General features: G+C 47.1%; 16 protein-coding genes. 13 read left to right on the forward strand and 3 right to left on the reverse strand.

All coding sequences use genetic code 11. From position 1 onward, the window contains the following. Positions 1-99: 99 nt before the first annotated feature. From HQM15_02570 to HQM15_02590, 5 genes are all read left to right on the forward strand, one after another. The gene (locus HQM15_02570) at positions 100-2,730 is read left to right on the forward strand and encodes a DUF4215 domain-containing protein (protein MBF0491647.1); all 2,631 of its coding nucleotides are present in this window, start codon (positions 100-102) and stop codon (positions 2,728-2,730) included. A gap of 57 nt (positions 2,731-2,787) precedes the next feature. Continuing rightward, a complete protein-coding gene (locus tag HQM15_02575; GenBank protein MBF0491648.1) occupies positions 2,788-3,477 on the forward strand; it encodes a response regulator transcription factor in 690 nt (229 codons plus the stop codon). Between the two features lie 7 nt (positions 3,478-3,484). Then, positions 3,485-4,654 carry a PAS domain-containing protein gene (locus HQM15_02580; GenBank protein ID MBF0491649.1) on the forward strand — a complete coding sequence of 390 codons (1,170 nt, stop codon included), beginning with the start codon at positions 3,485-3,487 and terminating at the stop codon, positions 4,652-4,654. A 177-nt stretch (positions 4,655-4,831) separates the two neighbouring features. Continuing rightward, positions 4,832-5,056: a hypothetical protein gene (locus tag HQM15_02585; GenBank protein MBF0491650.1), complete on the forward strand. Its 225-nt coding sequence runs from the start codon at positions 4,832-4,834 to the stop codon at positions 5,054-5,056. Positions 5,057-5,122: 66 nt separating this feature from the next. Further along, positions 5,123-6,223, forward strand: a complete 1,101-nt coding sequence (locus HQM15_02590) for a Fic family protein (GenBank protein ID MBF0491651.1) — start codon at positions 5,123-5,125, stop codon at positions 6,221-6,223. Here HQM15_02590 and HQM15_02595 read toward each other — a convergent pair. The 3 genes from HQM15_02595 to cysT form a co-directional block, all read right to left on the reverse strand. Further along, complete coding sequence (locus HQM15_02595; GenBank protein ID MBF0491652.1) at positions 6,220-7,287, reverse strand: sulfate/molybdate ABC transporter ATP-binding protein; 1,068 nt, start codon at positions 7,285-7,287, stop codon at positions 6,220-6,222. The genes HQM15_02590 and HQM15_02595 overlap by 4 nt on opposite strands. 123 nt (positions 7,288-7,410) lie before the next feature. Further along, positions 7,411-8,286, reverse strand: a complete 876-nt coding sequence (gene cysW / locus HQM15_02600) for a sulfate ABC transporter permease subunit CysW (protein MBF0491653.1) — start codon at positions 8,284-8,286, stop codon at positions 7,411-7,413. Then, the gene (gene cysT, locus HQM15_02605; GenBank protein ID MBF0491654.1) at positions 8,283-9,110 is read right to left on the reverse strand and encodes a sulfate ABC transporter permease subunit CysT; all 828 of its coding nucleotides are present in this window, start codon (positions 9,108-9,110) and stop codon (positions 8,283-8,285) included. Before cysT ends, cysW begins: the two co-directional genes overlap by 4 nt. Positions 9,111-9,563: 453 nt before the next feature. On the opposite strand from cysT, the gene HQM15_02610 reads away from it, so the two are divergent. The 8 genes from HQM15_02610 (at position 9,564) to HQM15_02645 (ending at position 17,884) form a co-directional block, all read left to right on the forward strand. Next, positions 9,564-10,967: a porin gene (locus HQM15_02610; protein MBF0491655.1), complete on the forward strand. Its 1,404-nt coding sequence runs from the start codon at positions 9,564-9,566 to the stop codon at positions 10,965-10,967. Positions 10,968-11,006: 39 nt separating this feature from the next. Next, a complete protein-coding gene (locus HQM15_02615; protein MBF0491656.1) occupies positions 11,007-12,017 on the forward strand; it encodes a sulfate ABC transporter substrate-binding protein in 1,011 nt (336 codons plus the stop codon). 138 nt (positions 12,018-12,155) lie between these two features. Beyond that, the gene (locus tag HQM15_02620) at positions 12,156-13,037 is read left to right on the forward strand and encodes a serine acetyltransferase (protein MBF0491657.1); all 882 of its coding nucleotides are present in this window, start codon (positions 12,156-12,158) and stop codon (positions 13,035-13,037) included. A gap of 1 nt (position 13,038) precedes the next feature. Continuing rightward, a complete protein-coding gene (locus tag HQM15_02625) occupies positions 13,039-13,788 on the forward strand; it encodes a Fic family protein (protein ID MBF0491658.1) in 750 nt (249 codons plus the stop codon). After that, a complete protein-coding gene (cysK, locus tag HQM15_02630; protein ID MBF0491659.1) occupies positions 13,785-14,732 on the forward strand; it encodes a cysteine synthase A in 948 nt (315 codons plus the stop codon). Before HQM15_02625 ends, cysK begins: the two co-directional genes overlap by 4 nt. 88 nt (positions 14,733-14,820) lie before the next feature. Then, entirely contained in the window at positions 14,821-15,657 is an 837-nt protein-coding gene (locus HQM15_02635) for a transketolase (protein ID MBF0491660.1), read from the forward strand. 110 nt (positions 15,658-15,767) lie between these two features. Next, entirely contained in the window at positions 15,768-16,706 is a 939-nt protein-coding gene (locus HQM15_02640) for a transketolase family protein (GenBank protein MBF0491661.1), read from the forward strand. Beyond that, positions 16,703-17,884 (forward strand): S41 family peptidase, encoded by a 1,182-nt coding sequence (locus tag HQM15_02645; GenBank protein MBF0491662.1) that lies wholly within the window; start codon positions 16,703-16,705, stop codon positions 17,882-17,884. Before HQM15_02640 ends, HQM15_02645 begins: the two co-directional genes overlap by 4 nt. Positions 17,885-17,896: the final 12 nt, after the last annotated feature.

Raw genomic sequence — 17,896 nt, forward strand, 5'->3', positions numbered from 1 at the left:
GCTTGCTTTACTACTGCAGCTTAAGTTCTATAGCCCCTGTGTAGTCATCCATAACCCCGCATTTACAAATAATGCGAAGACAGCCTGAGAGGCGATTGTATGAAAAAAAATAAACTTGTTGTGGTAGCAGTAAGCGTTTTTTCTTTCATGTTTCTCCCTCATCCGGGATACACTCAAATATTTCAAAACTCAGATACAGCCTGTGAGTCTGTGCCCGTTTTATGCAGTTCGGCTTCCACCGCGCCCTACACCACTTGTACCAGTTATGCGAATTCCATCAGCTGCAAAAGTAAATTTTCAAAAACAGACATGAACAACGACGGCTACACCGATTGTGTTTTATTGAATGCTACAGATCGTATTGCCACTTCGTGGCCCACATTCAGTGTGATGCTAAATGCAGGGTCCTCTCAAAGTGCCTGTGGAACTGCACCCGGCGTTTTTAATAATACTACAGACTACATGGTTGTCCCCATCGACATGAATATACAGGAGAGAAGAAATGGATCTGTTGTAACCGGTCGTCTTGCAAATACAGACCCTGGAGATTACGTTTGGTTCGATAGAAATTATGCTGAATATCCCTCTTACATCGGGGTACTTTTACCTGGTTTCGATTTGACTACTGACGAACCCGCCTCTCCATTAATAGAGCTAATGTCCAATGCCCCTGCAGACTACACCAATGGAGAAGCCTGGCCCAGCATGGTGTTATCAAATTGTGGGGGCCAAGGCCTGGCAACAGATCTTTACTACCCCTTGGTTTACAGACTAAACGCCGAGAAGCTGCAAATTCATGCCCTGAGGTATGGGGCCTATGATACCAATATCAGCACCGGGATTGTTGCATCTCAACACGCAACTGTTTCCATTGCCCTGGGCGATTTTAATGAAGACGGTCAAAATGACGTAGCATTGGCAGTCAATGATGCCGTATCCGATGGTGGGCTTGGGAGTCAATTGGTCATCTGCCTCAGCACTGGAGCCTGTTCTACAGGCAGCATTGGGTTTAATTGCAGCACGGTTCAAATTATGGGCGCTGGCAGTAGCCATACTACAGCAGACGACTTGAAATTGATGTCGATAGTCACTGGGGATTTTAACGGAGACCACCATCAGGATATTGCAATCACAGAATCCGGTTTTGTCGACCCTACCCATAGAGGAGTTCATGTTTTTCAAGGAAAGGGAAATGGCTCCTTTGTTAGCCCGGGAATCCATATCGATGGGAATTTAAATGGCAACCCTAGTGCGGTTCCCTATGCTTTGACCACGGGATGTTTCAACAACGACAACTACGAAGATATTGCCTACAGTTATGACGATGGCGTCAAAGGTGCGGTAGGATTGATTTTGTCCGAAGTGAATGGGTCGGGGGATATTGCTTCCAGCACCCCCAGCAAGCTCTCTTTCATTTCGGGTTCAGCTGCAGCCGCAACGGTAAGAGGGATAGACGCTGCGGACTTCGACGGGCTGGGAGGTGATGATATTGTTGCCTTAGCTACCAATGGTTCTTCTGTCAGATCTGCCTACATCTTCATGAACAAAATAGAACTTGTGCATGCCGATGCAGGCCCGCCAGCCTCGGTGAATGTTGGAGTGAATTTGCCTATTACCGGTGCTTCTTGCAGCATCGACCCTACTGAAACTGTTTCATACAACATCAACTGGTTAACAAGTTCCACGCCGCCGGGTGCAGCAGCCCCCACTTATTCGAGCACCACGACCCTTGCTCCCACGGTTAATTTTTCTTCCGCAGGGACGTACATCTTAAAACTCAGATGTGAGGTCTCGCGCTGTGGAAACAGTGGCAGTAACTTCAGGGGCACAGCCGCCAAGATCGTCAATGTCAGTTCACCCGCTGTTTGCGGCAACGGTATTCCAGAACCTGGTGAGCAATGTGATCATGGAGCTTTAAATGGAACTCCAGGTGACAGATGTTCTTCTACCTGCGCTTCCCTCACATGTGGAGACGGTATTGTTCAGGCAGACCTTGGAGAGCAATGTGATCATGGTGTCGCCAATGGAACTCAAGGAAACAGCTGTTCCTCCACTTGCACTTCCCTAAAATGTGGAGACGGCATTGTTCAAAGAGATCTTGGAGAAGAATGCGATGATGGAAACAACATCAATGGAGATGGTTGCGATCAACAGTGCAGAATAGAAAGATGTGGAAATGGAAGGATTGATCAGGGAGAACAATGCGACGATGGCAACAACATCAGCGGAGATGGTTGCGATTCCAGCTGCAAAATTGAAGTCTGCGGAGACCATATTATAGACGCCCATGAACAATGCGACGATGGCAACACGGTTTCTGGCGATGGGTGTTCTTCTACTTGTCAAACCGAAGGAACCATTCAATGTGGCAATCATATAATAGAAACAGGCGAGGGTTGCGATGATGGCGCTCTCAATGGAACCCCCGGAGATCCTTGTTCTGCCGATTGTAAAGTCATTACAGCAAACCCTGTCTGTGGCAATCGTGTCATAGAAACGGGAGAGGCTTGTGATGATGGGAACACACAGAGTGGAGATGGATGCAGCAGCTCTTGCACACTTGAAAACGTAGCAAATCCACCTCCTGTCTTGCCTTCTGGCTTCGACAGCCAGGGGGGCTGCGCGGCTTCGTTGAATCCTCAGACGCCGTTATCGCCAACGAATTTCATTCTCATTATCAGTGGTGCTGTTATTTTATTGGTGGTGCGGAAAGACAAGCAAAAAAAATGAAGAAGATGAGTGCCGATGCCTTAGTCAATGTTGCTTTAAGTAAGACTGTATAGATACATGCCTATTCAAATCCTCGTCGTCGAAGACGAACCTGATATCGCCGGCCTCATTGCCTTTAACTTAAAGCAAGAAGGTTACCTCTGCTTTTTGGCGATAGATGCAAGGTCAGCCCTTGAAAAAATTAAAAAAGAAAAAATTGATTTTATTATTTTGGATTTAATGCTTCCGGGCATGAATGGTCTCGATCTCTGCCGCAATTTGAAGGCGAATCCTAAAACGCAAAAAATTCCTGTGCTGATTCTTACAGCCAAAGGGGGAGAAATTGATCGTGTTGTAGGTTTTGAATTGGGGGCGGACGATTACATGGTGAAACCCTTCAGCCCGCGGGAACTGATTCTGCGCATTAAGGCAATTCTCAAGCGGATGAGTGAGCCTAAAAACAAAGGGGCTCAATTTTATCAGCATGGGCTGCTGCGTTTGGATACTGATCAACATCGTGTCTGGGTGAAGGAAAAAGAACTGCAATTCACTGCGACAGAATTCAAACTGCTGGAATTTTTTCTCAAGAGTCATTCGCGTATCCTTACCCGAGAAATTCTACTCGACCAGGTGTGGGGTTATGAGGTGGCGGTGACCACGCGAACCATAGACACCCACGTGAAGCGCCTCCGTGAAAAGTTGGGGGAGGCCGGGGAATATATTGAAACGGTCCGCGGGGTGGGATATCGCTTAGCGGAGGAAGCCTGAATTTCTCATGAATTTTATTTCCCTCCTATTTTTATTGATTCTCCTTTTTTTGGTTTATCGCTTGCGAGCCGATTATTTAGGCAAACTGCAGGTTCTGGAACAAGCCAACACCCTCAATATAAAAAAAAATATTACGGATTTGAAGTTGCTCGAGTCAGAAACCCTAAGGCTGAGAGCCGTGCTGGAAGGCATGCAGGAAGGGGTGATGCTGATCGACGAAAATCGAAGAATCAGATTGGTGAATACAAGTCTTTTAAAAATTTTTAATCTTCAGGAAAGCCCTCTGGGAAAAACTCCCCTGGAAGTGTTTAGAAATATCGCCCTGGAAAAAATGTTGGAGAAAATTTTTAGCGATTGTGAATTTTGTGAGCAAGAGATTGTTTTGGAGGGGCCCGTCCCCAGTTATCTTCAGGTGCATTCGGGGCGCGTGAAAAATACTCAAGGGGCCGTGATTGTGTTTCATGATGTGACTCATCTGAGAAAACTCGAACAGGTGCGTCGCGAATTTGTGGCGAATGCCTCCCACGAACTCAAAACTCCTCTGGCGGCCATTAAGGGATACACCGAAACCTTGCTGGCTGGGGCTTACCGGGATGAAACCCATGCACTCAAATTTTTAAAAATCATCGAAACTCATGCCAACCGACTCCATGCGATTATCAACGATTTGCTCGACCTTTCCAAAATGGAATCGGCGCAATATCAGCTCAAGATAGAAAAAATTGAGGTTGCGGCTTTGTTCGAAGAATTGAGAGCTACCTTTGCACAAGCTTGTGAACAAAAAAATATCCGCTTTGAAATTTCTCCTTTTCAACAGCAGCAGGTCTGGGCCGATTTACCCGCGCTGCGGCAGATTCTTTCCAACCTCCTTGAGAATGCGATCAAGTACAGTCCAACGGCTGCGCGCATCAGCTTGAGTTTGGAAACGCAAGGTGAAAAGGTCGTGTTTCAAGTGAAAGATACCGGCCCGGGCATAGCGCCAGAGCATTTATCCCGTCTCTTCGAAAGGTTCTACCGAGTCGACCCTTCCCGCTCCAGAGAGCAGGGGGGCACAGGCTTGGGTCTACCGATTGTCAAACACCTCGTGCAACATCATGGCGGCCGGGTGTGGGTAGAAAGCCACTTTGGAGAAGGGGCTTGTTTTTATGTCGAGTTACCGCAACGGGGGATGATCTAGTGTTTATCTATATATCTTCGCACGGGGTATGAACCCCGCGCTCGACCAAAGGGCGAGCACTACGTTGCTCCCCTTTGGAAACCCCATTGTATAAGGTGCCCATGGTAAGCCACAGGGTAAATAAAATAATCTATTCTAAAAAAATGTGAAGTTACTCCCGTCTACGACATGCTGCCTATGCTGTATGCTCCCCAACAGCATCAATTGGTTTCCAGAGTTTTCGAGCCTGCTCCTCCCAAACTCTCCGAGCTTTCGGTGTGGAATTCTGCTTTAAAAGCAGCCTGCGATTTTTGGCTGAAAGTTCAACGGCATTCGCAAATTTCAGATGCTTTTAAGAAAATGATTGCGGAAAACGAATTGAAGTTGTCCCTGCTTTCTCAAATGAAAGTGCCAGGTTCATAATTATTCACCGCAAAATATGCGGAGATTAATCTTGTTTTCGCGGTGAATATCCCTTATCCTTTTTTCATGTATATTCATGAGAGAAAGCAGTGGCCCCACTTCAGTTGGGATAGTCAAAGGTTAGGCGCTCTTCTTGCGGATGTGCGACATTGGCAGGGGCGTTTACTTGGAAGGATGGAAGCTCTAGGGTTTTCGCTACGTGAAGAGGCGACACTCAAGGCCCTCACGCAAGAGGTAGTTAAAACCAGTCAAATTGAAGGTGAAAGTTTGAATACTGAGCAAGTGCGTTCTTCGATTGCCAGGCGCTTGGGTATTAAGATTGTGGCCCCCAGACCAGTCGATCGTTCTGTCGAAGGCATTGTTGAAGTTTTACTCGATGCTACCCGTCACTTTGAAAGTCCCCTGACAAAAAAAAGATTGTGTGCCTGGCATGCAGCGCTCTTTCCCAGCGGAAGAAGCGGGTTGCGAGAAATTAGTATGGGAGCCTGGAGGGGAAAATCCAGTGGTCCCATGCAAGTGGTTTCTGGCCCCTACGGACACGAGAAAGTGCACTATGAAGCACCCTCTTATAATCGCCTCGCGAAAGAAATGAAAGATTTCCTCCAATGGTTCAATGCTGAAAACGAAACAGATCTCCTCCTCAAATCGGCACTTGCTCATTTTTGGTTTGTTACACTTCATCCTTTTGAAGATGGCAATGGACGAATTGCTAGAGCCCTTGCCGATCTACTGCTTGCAAAATCGGAGGGAAGCCCACAACGCTTCTACAGCCTATCTTCCCAGATCGAAAGCGAACGCGAAGATTACTACGATATTCTGGAAAAATGCCAGAAGGGATCCCTCGATATCTCACCTTGGATGGAATGGTTTTTGAACTGTTTAAAACGAGCGATTTTAAAATCTGAAGAGACGCTTGAAGATGTTTTGGGTAAATCAAAATTTTGGAAAATACATGCTGAAGAATTATTCAATGAACGGCAGCGAGCAATCCTCAATCGTCTCTTAGATGGCTTTCAAGGAAATCTCACTTCCTCCAAATGGGCCAAGCTAGCCAAGTGTTCTCAAGACACGGCCTTGAGAGATCTGAATGATTTGGTGGAACGTAAAATTTTGAAAAAAAATAATGCGGGAGGACGCAGTACTCATTATCGGCTTATCCTCAGTTAGCCCATTCCCTCCAAAAAAACCTTCACTGAGCGCGGCTTCACAAACACTTTTTCCCCTTTTTGAAACAGATCTTTTGAAAATTCATTCTTGTTCATTTCCACTTCAATAAAGGCACCGGTGTCGTGGCGTTTGAGTTCGATGCGCACGCGAGGGCCGACGGCGATGATGCTTTCCACGGTGGCACTCAGGGCGTTTTCGTCGGTTTTTTCGCGAGTGATTTCCATTTCGTGAGGGCGCACGTAAGCGACGGCGTTTTTGGCTTCCTGGATGGCGTTGTTGGGAATCTCCAGGGTCATGCCTTCCAAAACCGCTTTGCCTTCCTGAATTCGGCCATGAAATAAATTCACGTCGCCCAGAAAGTCATATACAAAAGGCGTTGCCGGGTGGTCATAGACTTCCTCCGGAGAACCCACCTGTTCAATCTTGCTTTGGTGCATGATGACGACACGATCGGCCACTTCGAGGGCCTCTTCCTGATCGTGGGTCACAAAAATGCTGGTAATTTTGACTTCATCGTGCAGGCGACGCAGCCAGCGCCTCAGATCTTTTCGAACTTTCGCGTCGAGGGCACCGAAGGGTTCATCCAATAATAAAACAGAAGGCTCTACCGCCAAGGCACGGGCCAAGGCGATACGCTGGCGTTGTCCGCCGGAAAGTTGCGCGGGATAACGATGGGCCAGGCCTTCGAGTTGCACCATTTTTAAAAGATTCATGACGCGTTCTTGGATTTCACTTTTAGAAGGGCGATTTTTTCTGGGGCGCACTTGCAGACCAAAGGCAATGTTGTTGAAGACGCTCATGTGTTTGAAGAGGGCATAATGCTGAAACACAAAGCCCACGCGTCTTTGCCGGGCATCGCGGTAAGTGCTGTCTTCGTCATCAATCATTACCATGCCGCTACTGGGAACCTCGAGGCCGGCGATGAGTCTCAGTAAGGTGGTTTTTCCGGATCCCGAGGGACCAATTAAGGCAACGAGTTCCCCCGGATTCACTTTTAAATTGATGTCGTGAAGTGCGGTGAAGTTGCCGAAGTGTTTGTAGAGATGGACTATATCAATACTCATGTGAAATCCTTAAAGCTCTCTCTCCCTTGAGGGGAGAGAGTTGGAGAGAGGGTGATAATGGATTCAAATTGATTTCCAGGTATTCCCCCTCTCCCTGACCCTCTCCCTCCAGGGGAGAGGGAATTATTTTTTTACAGAAACCTTCACTTCCTTTTCCAAAAGTGTTTTTAAAATTAATGTCACCATCGCCAGCAAGGCCAAAACAGACGCAACGGCAAAAGCGGCGGCGAATTCGTATTCGTTGTAGAGAATTTCAACATGCAAGGGAATGGTGTTGGTCTGCCCACGGATATGGCCGGAGACCACGGAGACGGCGCCGAATTCTCCCATCGCCCGCGCGTTGCAGAGGATGACTCCGTAAAGTAAGCCCCATTTGATATTGGGCAAGGTGATTCTGAAAAAAGTCTGAAGACCGGAAGCTCCCAATACTCGGGCGGCCTCTTCCTCTTCCTTGCCTTGGGCCTGCATCAGCGGGATGAGCTCACGCGCAACAAAAGGGAAGGTGATGAAAAGGGTGGCGAGTACAATGCCGGGAAGTGCAAACATGATTTTGATATTATGCTCGCTCAGCCAGGCTCCAAACCAACCCTGCAAACCAAACAAAAGCACGAAGATCATGCCGGCAATCACAGGGGATATGGCAAAAGGCAGATCAATCAAGGTGAGCAGGATGTTCTTTCCACGAAATTCGAATTTTGCCAGACACCAGGCAGCGATGATTCCAAAGATAGTGTTTACCGACACGGCAAGTCCAGCCGTGAGGAGTGTGAGCTTGATGGCCGAAAGGGCATCGGGCTGAATCAAGGCCGCCCAATAAGCCTCAAGTCCCTTTTGCAAGGCCTCATAAAAAACACTTACCAAGGGGACAATAAGAAAAAGAAGCAGAAAAGAGAGGGCCAGCAAAATTAACAGCAGCCTGAACCAGAGCGGTTCTTTTTCGGCAATGGAGCGAATTTTAGAGGCGCGAACCACTTCCCAATAATGCGGATTTTCACTCATGCCGATCTCCGTGCCTGCCAGGATTGCAGCAGGTTAATGCCAAGCAACAAGGCAAAAGAAGCGACCAGCATCACTAAGGCAATGGCTGTGGCTCCTGCATAATCGAATTGTTCGAGTTTGGTCATGATGAGCAAAGGGGTAATTTCTGTTTTTAAGGGCATGTTTCCCGAGATGAAGACCACCGACCCGTATTCTCCCAATGCTCTTGCAAAGGCCAGGGCAAAGCCGGTGAGCAGGGCGGGAAGAAGATGGGGGAAGATTACAGCGGTGAAGGTCTTGAGTCGACTGGCCCCCAGGCTGGAGGCAGCTTCTTCCATTTCGGGATCCAAATCTTGAATCACGGGTTGCAGGGTTCGAACGACAAAAGGGAGTCCAATAAAAGTGAGAGCCACCATAATTCCCAAGGGAGTATAGGCCACTTTGATTCCCCATTTTTCGAGAAAATGCCCTATCCATCCATGAGAAGAATACAAGTTGGTGAGGGCAATTCCTGCCACAGCGGTAGGCAGGGCAAAAGGCAAATCCACCAAGGCATCAAACACACGCTTTCCGGGAAAGGGATAACGCACCAAAACCCAGGCGACCAGCAAACCCAGGACGGCATTGATACTGGCGGCAATAAAGGAGGCGCCAAAGGTGAGTTTATAAGAAGCGACCACTCGGGCGCTGGTGACGGTTTGAATGAAATCAGACCCACCGAGATGGGCGGTTTTGATGAAAAGCGAAGAAAGCGGAATCAGCACAATGAGGCTTAGGTATAAAACCGTGAGCCCCAGGCTGAGACGAAAACCAGGTAAGATGGATCGGGTTTGGATGCGTTTCATATAACCGTGTCACTTTAGTTCCACACCCCAAGTCCCCTCTCCCTTGAGGGGAGAGGGTTAGGGAGAGGGTGAAAGATCAAAGGCTGCCACGTCGCTTTGCTCCTCGCAATGACAAAATCACTTCTTATTTTTTCTCACTTGACAAAAATCTAACTTTTCCTTTACCCCTGTAAAAGCATGTCGGGTCATTTTACACAAACTCTCCTCTCTAAGCCGTACAACACCTGTTGTTGCCGTTGCTGCATGTGCATGTGTATGTGCATCTGTATCTAGCCGGTTGCTTAGAGAAGCTCAGATTTTTTGTAAAAGTCTCAATTAAAATCCAGTCTCAATGATAAAGAAGCTCCCCTCTAAGAAATCGGCTCCCCGGTCACGGTGGAGCTTTTTTTTATTCTCCACCCTCTTGTTTAAACATCTACATAAACGAAATCTAAAATAAGAAAGAACAAATATATGAAAAAAATCAAATGGCTTTTAGCGGACCTCATCCTGGGCACAAGTTTAATTACCCTTCCCCAAACAGGCTTTGCAAAAAGCAAAAAAACGGTGACAGAAAATACGAGTTCCCTTCAAGAACGCATCAACGAACTGGAACAAAATCAAAAAATTCTCCAGCGCAAATGGGAAATCGAGCAAGAAAAAGCAGAACAAAAAGACAAACCCAAGGAGAGCCTCAATGCCGGCTTCAATAGCAAAGAAGGCTTTTATCTTAAAAGTAGTGAGGGAGGAACCGCCATTCGTTTGAGAGGATTACTTCAGGCCGATGGGCGTTTTTTTCTTAACGATGAAGGAGACAAGCTTGTAAATCAGTTTATTGGCCGACGCCTTCGTCCTATTGTGGAAGGCGATATTGGAAAATATTTTGGTTTCAAGTTTACGCCCGATTTTGGCGGGGGAACCGCAAGCATACAAGATGCCTATGCAGACATCAAACCCTTCAAGGCCTTAAGTTTTCGTGTGGGTAAATTTACAGCGCCTCTGGGTTTAGAAAGATGGCAATCTTCTGCCAATTTACTTTCTGTAGAACTTGGGCTTCCTACCAATCTCGTTCCCAATCGGGATCTGGGAGCCCTGGTATTTGGGACTATTGCGGACGGCGTATTTTCGTATTCTGCCGGGGTGTTTAATGGAACAATCGATGGGGGTTCCAACGACACCGATGTCAGCGACGGAAAAGATGTGGTCGCTCGCCTCTTCGCTCAACCCTTCAAAAACACAAAACTCAAAGCGCTAGAAAAACTTGGAGTGGGCGTGGCTGGAAGCTGGGGGAGCCAGTTTGGATCTGCCACTACGACAAACCTTGCTTCGCAAAAAAGCAGTGGCCAAAATACTTTCTTTTCTTTTAGGTCGGATGGCACCGCTCCCAATACTGTGTTTGCAGATGGCGACCGTTTGAGAATTTCACCCCAAGGCTACTATTATGTGGGCCCCTTTGGATTGTTTGGCGAATATGTCCTTTCTTCTCAAAAGGTAAATCTGGCGGGCGCAAAAACGGACATCGCAAACAAGGCCTGGCAAGTGGCTGCTTCTTATATCCTCACGGGTGAGGAAAGTTCTTTTTCCGGAATCAAAGTCAAAAACCCCATCAATTTCAAAAAAGGAAACTGGGGTGCTGTGGAATTGGGTGCCCGTTATAATGATCTGAAGATTGATGATGCAGCATTTCCCGTCTTTGCCGACCCTGCCAAATCTGCTTCCCATGCAAAAGCCTGGGGTGTAGTGGCCAATTGGTATTTGACCAACAATTATAAATTTACGGTAAGCTATGATCATACAAATTTTACAGGTGGAGCAAGTGGTGGTGCGGATAGAGCGCCGGAGCATGCTTTATTTACAAGATTGCAGGTGGCTTATTAATTCCCAGTATACAATTGGATTCAACCAAAGGAAACTCTTATGAAAAACAAAAAACTAAAACTCATCACCCTCAGCCTCTTAGCCTTGCTAGGATTCAGCTCAACAAAACTCCAAGCGCAAACCAACTTCCTGAACGTCTCCTATGATCCCACCCGAGAACTCTATCAAGACTACAACCAAGCCTTCGGGAAATATTGGAAAGACAAAACCAAGCAAGACATTAAATTCAGCCAATCTCACGGAGGCTCCGGGAAACAGGCAAGATCTGTCATCGATGGTCTGGAAGCCGATGTCGTGACCTTAGCTCTGGCTTACGACATTGATGCCATCGCCGAAAAAGCAAAACTACTTCCCGCCGATTGGCAAAAAAAATTACCTAATAATAGTTCGCCTTATACTTCCACCATCGTTTTTTTAGTGCGCAAAGGAAACCCCAAACAAATTAAAGATTGGAATGACCTCGTAAAACCTGGCATTGCTGTCGTCACCCCGAATCCCAAAACTTCAGGGGGCGCGCGCTGGAACTATTTGGCCGCTTGGGCTTATGCCTTGAAGCAACCGGGTGGAGATGAAACCAAGGCCAAGGAATTTGCTTCGGCACTTTACAAAAATGTGCCCGTGTTAGACTCCGGTGCACGCGGTGCCACCACTACTTTTGTGGAGCGCGGCATCGGCGATGTGCTTCTGGCCTGGGAAAATGAAGCGCTGCTGGCGGTAAAGGAATTGGGAAAAGATCGATTTGAAATCGTCTATCCGAGCATCAGTATCCTGGCTGAACCTCCCGTGGCTGTCGTCGAGAAGAATGCCAGCAAGCATGGCACACTCGATTTAGCCAAGGCCTATCTGGAATATCTCTATACCAACGAAGGCCAGGAGATCGCGGCAAAACATTACTACCGACCTCGCCTGGCCGCCGTGGCGGCTCAATATACAGCTCAATATCCCAAACTCAATTTGGTAACGATTGAGGATACTTTTGGAGGTTGGCAAAAGGCCCAGAAAATCCATTTTGCCGATGGCGGCAGCTTTGATCAAATTTATGGGAAGTAATTTTGTCATGAGAAAAAATAAGCAGGGAGATCAAAAACGACTCCAACTCCAGTCGCCCGCGGTTTTTCACGGAGGAGGAGCTGGATTTATTTTTTGAAATTACAAAACAATTAACAAAACTTTACTTTTGTGAGGGTTGTGGCATTAGTTAAAAAGATTATGGATCTCATCAGCAGCCTTAATCAGCTCAGTTCAGAATTCACACCGGCCTTACTCCCCAAGGCCGATCGGGTTTTTTTCTGTCTTGAATCACTTTGGTTTATACTTTTTCCGGATCATCGTTTTTCGAGTAAATATTTTTTGAAGGATGCCGCCAAAGAGAAAGCCTACTTGGTTTTAAGAGAATGCCGGCAGGAATTGGAAAAACAAGTGAGCCTGGCTTTTCAGGCTCAAAAGAAATCCGAGATGGAAGTGAAAACTCTGGTTGAAGATTTTTTTAATACCCTCCCCTCCGTAAAGAAAAAACTTTTGGACGATGCCCAGGCGGCCCATGAAAGAGACCCCGCGGCAAACAGCATGGATGAAATCATTTTGTGTTATCCGGGTTTTTTGGCGATTCTCACCTATCGCCTCGCGCACGAACTCTCCCTCCGCAAGGTTCCGTTGATTCCTCGCATGATGAGTGAATATGCCCACAGCCTCACCGGATGCGATATTCACCCCGAGGCCAAAATTGGCGAGAAATTTTTCATCGATCATGCCACAGGGACAGTGATTGGACAGACCTCGGTGATTGGAAATGGAGTCACTCTTTTTCAGGGAGTCACCCTGGGTGCCATGGCACTCAATCCGCCGGGTATTCATAAAAGGCATCCCACCCTTGAAGACGATGTGACCGTCTATGCCAATGCCAGCATCCTGGGCGGAGAGACGGTGATTGGCAAAGGCTCTATCATCGGAAGTTTTTGCTGGATCATGAGTTCCATTCCCAAAAAATCCAAAATCAGAATGGCCAAGCCCCATCTCATTCAGAGCTTTAGTGGAAAAACGAAAGAGTGTATTCCGAATTGGGAAATTTGAAATGCATTCACTACTCAAACAAATTGACGAGAAACAGCGTCAGCTAGCTACTTTTCAGCCCTTCACTCCATCGCTTCAAAAAAATATTCTGGACTACGCTCGTATTGAACTCACCTATAGTTCGAATGCCATTGAAGGAAACACCTTAAGTCTGCAAGAGACCGCCCTTGTCGTAGAAAAGGGAATTACGGTGGCAGGTAAAACAATTACTGAACACCTGGAAGCAGTGAATCATGCGAGTGCTTTCGATTATATTTGCACTTTGCAAAATCGGAATAGAAAAGATTTAACTGAAGAAACCCTATTGAAAATTCATGCCCATGTCTTAAAAGGAATAGGCGATTCCAATGCAGGAATTTATCGTCAGGTTCCCGTGCGTATTTCCGGCTCTCGGGTAGTGATGCCCAATCCCCTAAAAGTTCCTTCTTTAATGCAAGATTTTGTGACATGGCTTCAGGGCGATCTCTCTCAACAGGCAGCAACGATTGCAGCGGAGGCGCATTTTAAATTAGTCAGCATTCATCCTTTTGTAGATGGCAATGGCCGGACAGCACGTCTCTTAATGAATTTATTGCTGATGCAAGCTGGATATCCTCCCGCTTCGATTAAACCCGAAAGTCGATTGGAATATATTCAGGCGCTTGAAAAAGCCCAACTCGGAAACGGTATGCAAGATTATTACCTGGTGATTTATAAGGCCCTGATTCAATCTCAGGATGAACTCTTAAAACTATTGGAGGCAAAATCATGAAAATCTATAACGACAATTCCCTCTCCATCGGTTGCACGCCCTTGGTGAAAATCAATCGCATCAACAATACCCAGGCCACGATCCTCGCTAAAATTGAAGGGCGCAATCCGGCTTATTCGGTTAAATGCCGTATTGGCGCGGCCATGATTTGGGATGCCGAGAAAAAAGGCCTGCTCACCAAAGGGAAACGCATCATCGAACCCACCAGTGGTAATACCGGAATTGCCCTCGCTTTTGTCGCGGCTTCCCGCGGCTATCCGATTACGCTGACGATGCCTGAGACCATGAGTCATGAGCGACGCAAGCTTCTTAAAATCTTTGGAGCTGAACTGATTCTCACCGAAGGCGCCAAAGGCATGCCCGGTGCGATTGCAAAGGCCAAAGAGATTTATGAAAGTGATAAAGAAAAATATCTGCTGATGCAGCAATTCGAAAATCCCGCCAACCCGCAAATTCACGAAGAAACCACGGGGCCTGAGATTTGGGAAGATACCGAGGGTAAAATTGATATCCTCATTTCAGGGGTAGGTACCGGTGGAACAATTACAGGTGTCAGTCGCCATATTAAAAATAAACAGAATAAGAAAATTCTTTCGGTAGCCATTGAGCCCGAAGAAAGCCCGGTGATCACACAAACTCTTCAAGGCCAGGAAGTAAAACCCGGTCCGCACAAAATTCAGGGCATCGGTGCCGGCTTTGTGCCGAAAAATCTGGATTTGAGCATGGTTGATCGTGTGGAGCGCGTCAATAGCCTTGATGCCATGGCGATGGCAAAACGCCTGGCAGAAGAAGAAGGGATTATTTCCGGCATCTCCTGTGGTGCAGCGATGATTGGGGCACTTCGATTGGCCAATGAAAACCCCGGTAAAAATATCGTCGTCATTCTGCCCGATTCCGGTGAACGTTATCTCTCGAGTGCCTTGTTTGAAGGGGTGACGGCATAAGAGGTTTAATTAACCAATTTTTTTTTTGACAAGGGGTAGCAATTTGTTATGGCTGCAACCCACCCTATTATCCAGTTTGGACAATTGAATGCCTTCATCCGAAAAAATTAAAGAACTCCAAGAAATTAGTCGTCAGCTACGCATGGATGTCTTGCAGATGTTGCATAAGGCAAAATCCGGTCATACGGGTGGGCCTTTGGGGATGATGGAAATGATGGTGGCGCTCTATTTTTACAAAATGCACCATGATCCAAAAAATCCGCTTTGGGAAGATCGTGATCGCTTTATTCTCGCCAATGGTCACACGGCACCTGCCCTGTATGCCTGTCTCGCTCATGCGGGGTATTTTCCAAAATCTGAATTCCAGAACTTGAGGCAGCTCGGTTCTCCTTTGCAAGGTCATCCCAAACGTAAACCCGAATGGGGAATCGAAATGTCCACGGGTTCTTTGGGTCAGGGGCTATCGATAGCGAACGGCCTGGCCTTGGCGGCCCGTTTGGATAAGCGCAGTACCCGTATCTACAGCATGCACTCCGACGGGGAGGCCCAGGAAGGAATGTTGTGGGAAGGGGCCATGTCGGCCGGCTTTCGCAAGCTGGACAATCGTTGCTGTTTGCTCGATTTCAACAATGTGCAGATTGATGGTTTCAACAAAGATATCAAGGATGTTTCTCCGCTAGATGAGAAGTTTAGGGCCTTTGGGTGGCAGGTCTTCACGATCGATGGAAATAATATGGAAGAAGTGGTTTCTGCCCTGGATGAAGCCGAAAAAGTGAAGGGCAAACCTACAATGATTATTGCTAAGACACTGATAGGAAAAGGGGTTTCGATTTTCGAAAATAAGCCCGCTTATCATGGGGTGACACCGAGTGATGCGGAGTTGGAGTTGGCCCTAGAAGAACTAAACCGAATTACCCCCTCTTAAGCTAAGAGGGAAATTCTGAGAAGAATTTCGGGGGCGTTATGTCAATTTGGATGCAATTAGACATAACTCCTCCCAACCTCCTCTTAGCTTAAGAGGAGGGGAGAAGGAAAATGACTGATTATATTGCTACCCGAGATGCCTACGGAAAAGCCCTTGCCAAACTGGGAGAAGGAGACTCTCGTGTGGTGGTGTTGGATGCCGATCTTTCGGGGTCAACCAAAACGGGTATTTTTGCAAAAAAATTTCCTGAGCGTTTTTTTAATATGGGGGTGGCTGAACAAGATCTAATCGGCACCGCGGCTGGTTTTGCCCTGGCGGGCAAAATTCCTTTTGCCTCCAGTTTTGCGATGTTTGCAGTCGGACGCGCTTGGGAGATTGTGCGGAACTCGGTGGCTTATCCTCATCTGAATGTGAAAATTTGCGCCTCACATGCAGGGCTTACGGTGGGTGAAGATGGGGCCTCGCATCAAATTATAGAAGACCTGGCCCTCACGCGGGTAATGCCCGGCATGACGGTACTGGTGCCTGCCGATGCGACGGAGACCGAGCAAATGGTGAAGGCCGCTGCAGCGCACGAGGGCCCTGTATACATCCGTTTGGGTCGTTCCAAGGTTCCACAGCTCTTTGATTCGTCCTATCAATTCAAAATCGGCAAGGCGAATGTGATTCGCGAAGGGAAAGACATCCTTCTGATTGCTTGTGGAATTATGGTTGCCCCTACCTTGGAAGCGGCAAGAACCTTGGAAACCCAAGGTATTGCTGCAACGGTGGTGAATTGTGCCTCGATTAAGCCTTTGGATGCAGACACGATCATCCCTTTGGCGAAAAAAATTGGAACTGTTTTAACCCTGGAGGAACATTCTATTATCGGGGGCCTGGGTTCTGCCATTTGCGAACTTTTGGGAGAGTTTCCGGGGATTGCAGTCCATCGTCATGGAGTGAATGACGAATGGGGCCAATCGGCGCCTGCAGAAGTTTTACTGAAGCATTATAAATTGATGCCTGAGGATATTGTGGAACGGGTGAAGAAAGTGAGAGGACAAACTTGAAGTCCTTAAAAAAAATATTACTGTTTTCCTTTCTGTTCCTCTCCCTGGCCTTTGCAGCCTCGGTCTACGCCTTTAGCGATAAGATCTACCAGTCTCTCGAACAGTTTTCTAAAATTTTGCATTATGTTGAAGAAAACTATGTCGATGAAGTGGACGAGTCCAAACTCATTTTAGGTGCCATCAAGGGGATGTTGGCTACTTTAGATCCTCATACTTTTTATTTGAGCCCCGATTTTTATAAAGAGCTTCGAGCCGATACTGCGGGGAAGTTTGGTGGTGTGGGTTTGGAAGTCAGTATCAAAGAGGATGTTTTGACGATTGTGTCTCCCATGGAAGGGAGCCCCGCAGATAGGGCAGGGATACAGCCTGGCGATAAAATCATTCGCATTGATGGCAAACTGACTCACGACATGAATCTGGTGGATGCCGTGAAAAATATGCGTGGTTCCAACAAAACCAAAGTGGTGCTCACCTTATTTCGTGAGGGTTGGAAGAGCACCAGGGATTTCACTCTGACTCGGGAAATTATCAATGTGAAGAGCGTGAAGGCTGAATTGTTGGAACAAAAATATCTCTACGCCAAAATTAATACCTTTCAGGAGAGAACTGCGCAAGATTTGCAGAAAGCCATCGAGGTGAATCAAAAGAAATCGGGCGGCCTGCAAGGTCTCATTATCGATTTGCGCAATAACCCGGGGGGCTTGCTGGATGAGGCAGTGAGTGTCAGTGATTTGTTTGTAAAAGAAGGGGTCCTTGTTTCCGTAAAAGGGCGTGTAGGAAAACCCGAAGATCGCAAGGCCACAGGGAAGGCTCCCTATGCCGATTTGCCAATGGTTGTTTTGGTGAATGCAGGTTCTGCCTCGGCCTCTGAAATTTTTGCAGGAGCCATGCAAGATTACGGAAGGGCCTTTGTGATGGGAACCAAAAGTTTTGGAAAAGGTTCTGTACAAACCGTGATGGAACTTGGTAATGGGGCTGGACTTAAACTGACTATTGCCCGCTACTATACGCCCAAGGGTCGCAAGATTGATGGGAAGGGAGTGCTTCCGGATGAGATCGTAGCACTTCCAAAAACAGAAAATAAAAAGGCTGAAGAAGATGAAATTCTTCCTGCTGCCAAAGAAGATAGCCAAAAACAGGCCGCTTTAAGGCACTTGAAACAAATGGAGCAAAAATAAAATGAAACTGTA

It is taken from the genome of Deltaproteobacteria bacterium (assembly GCA_015233135.1).
Classification (GTDB): Bacteria; UBA10199; UBA10199; order JADFYH01; family JADFYH01; genus JADFYH01.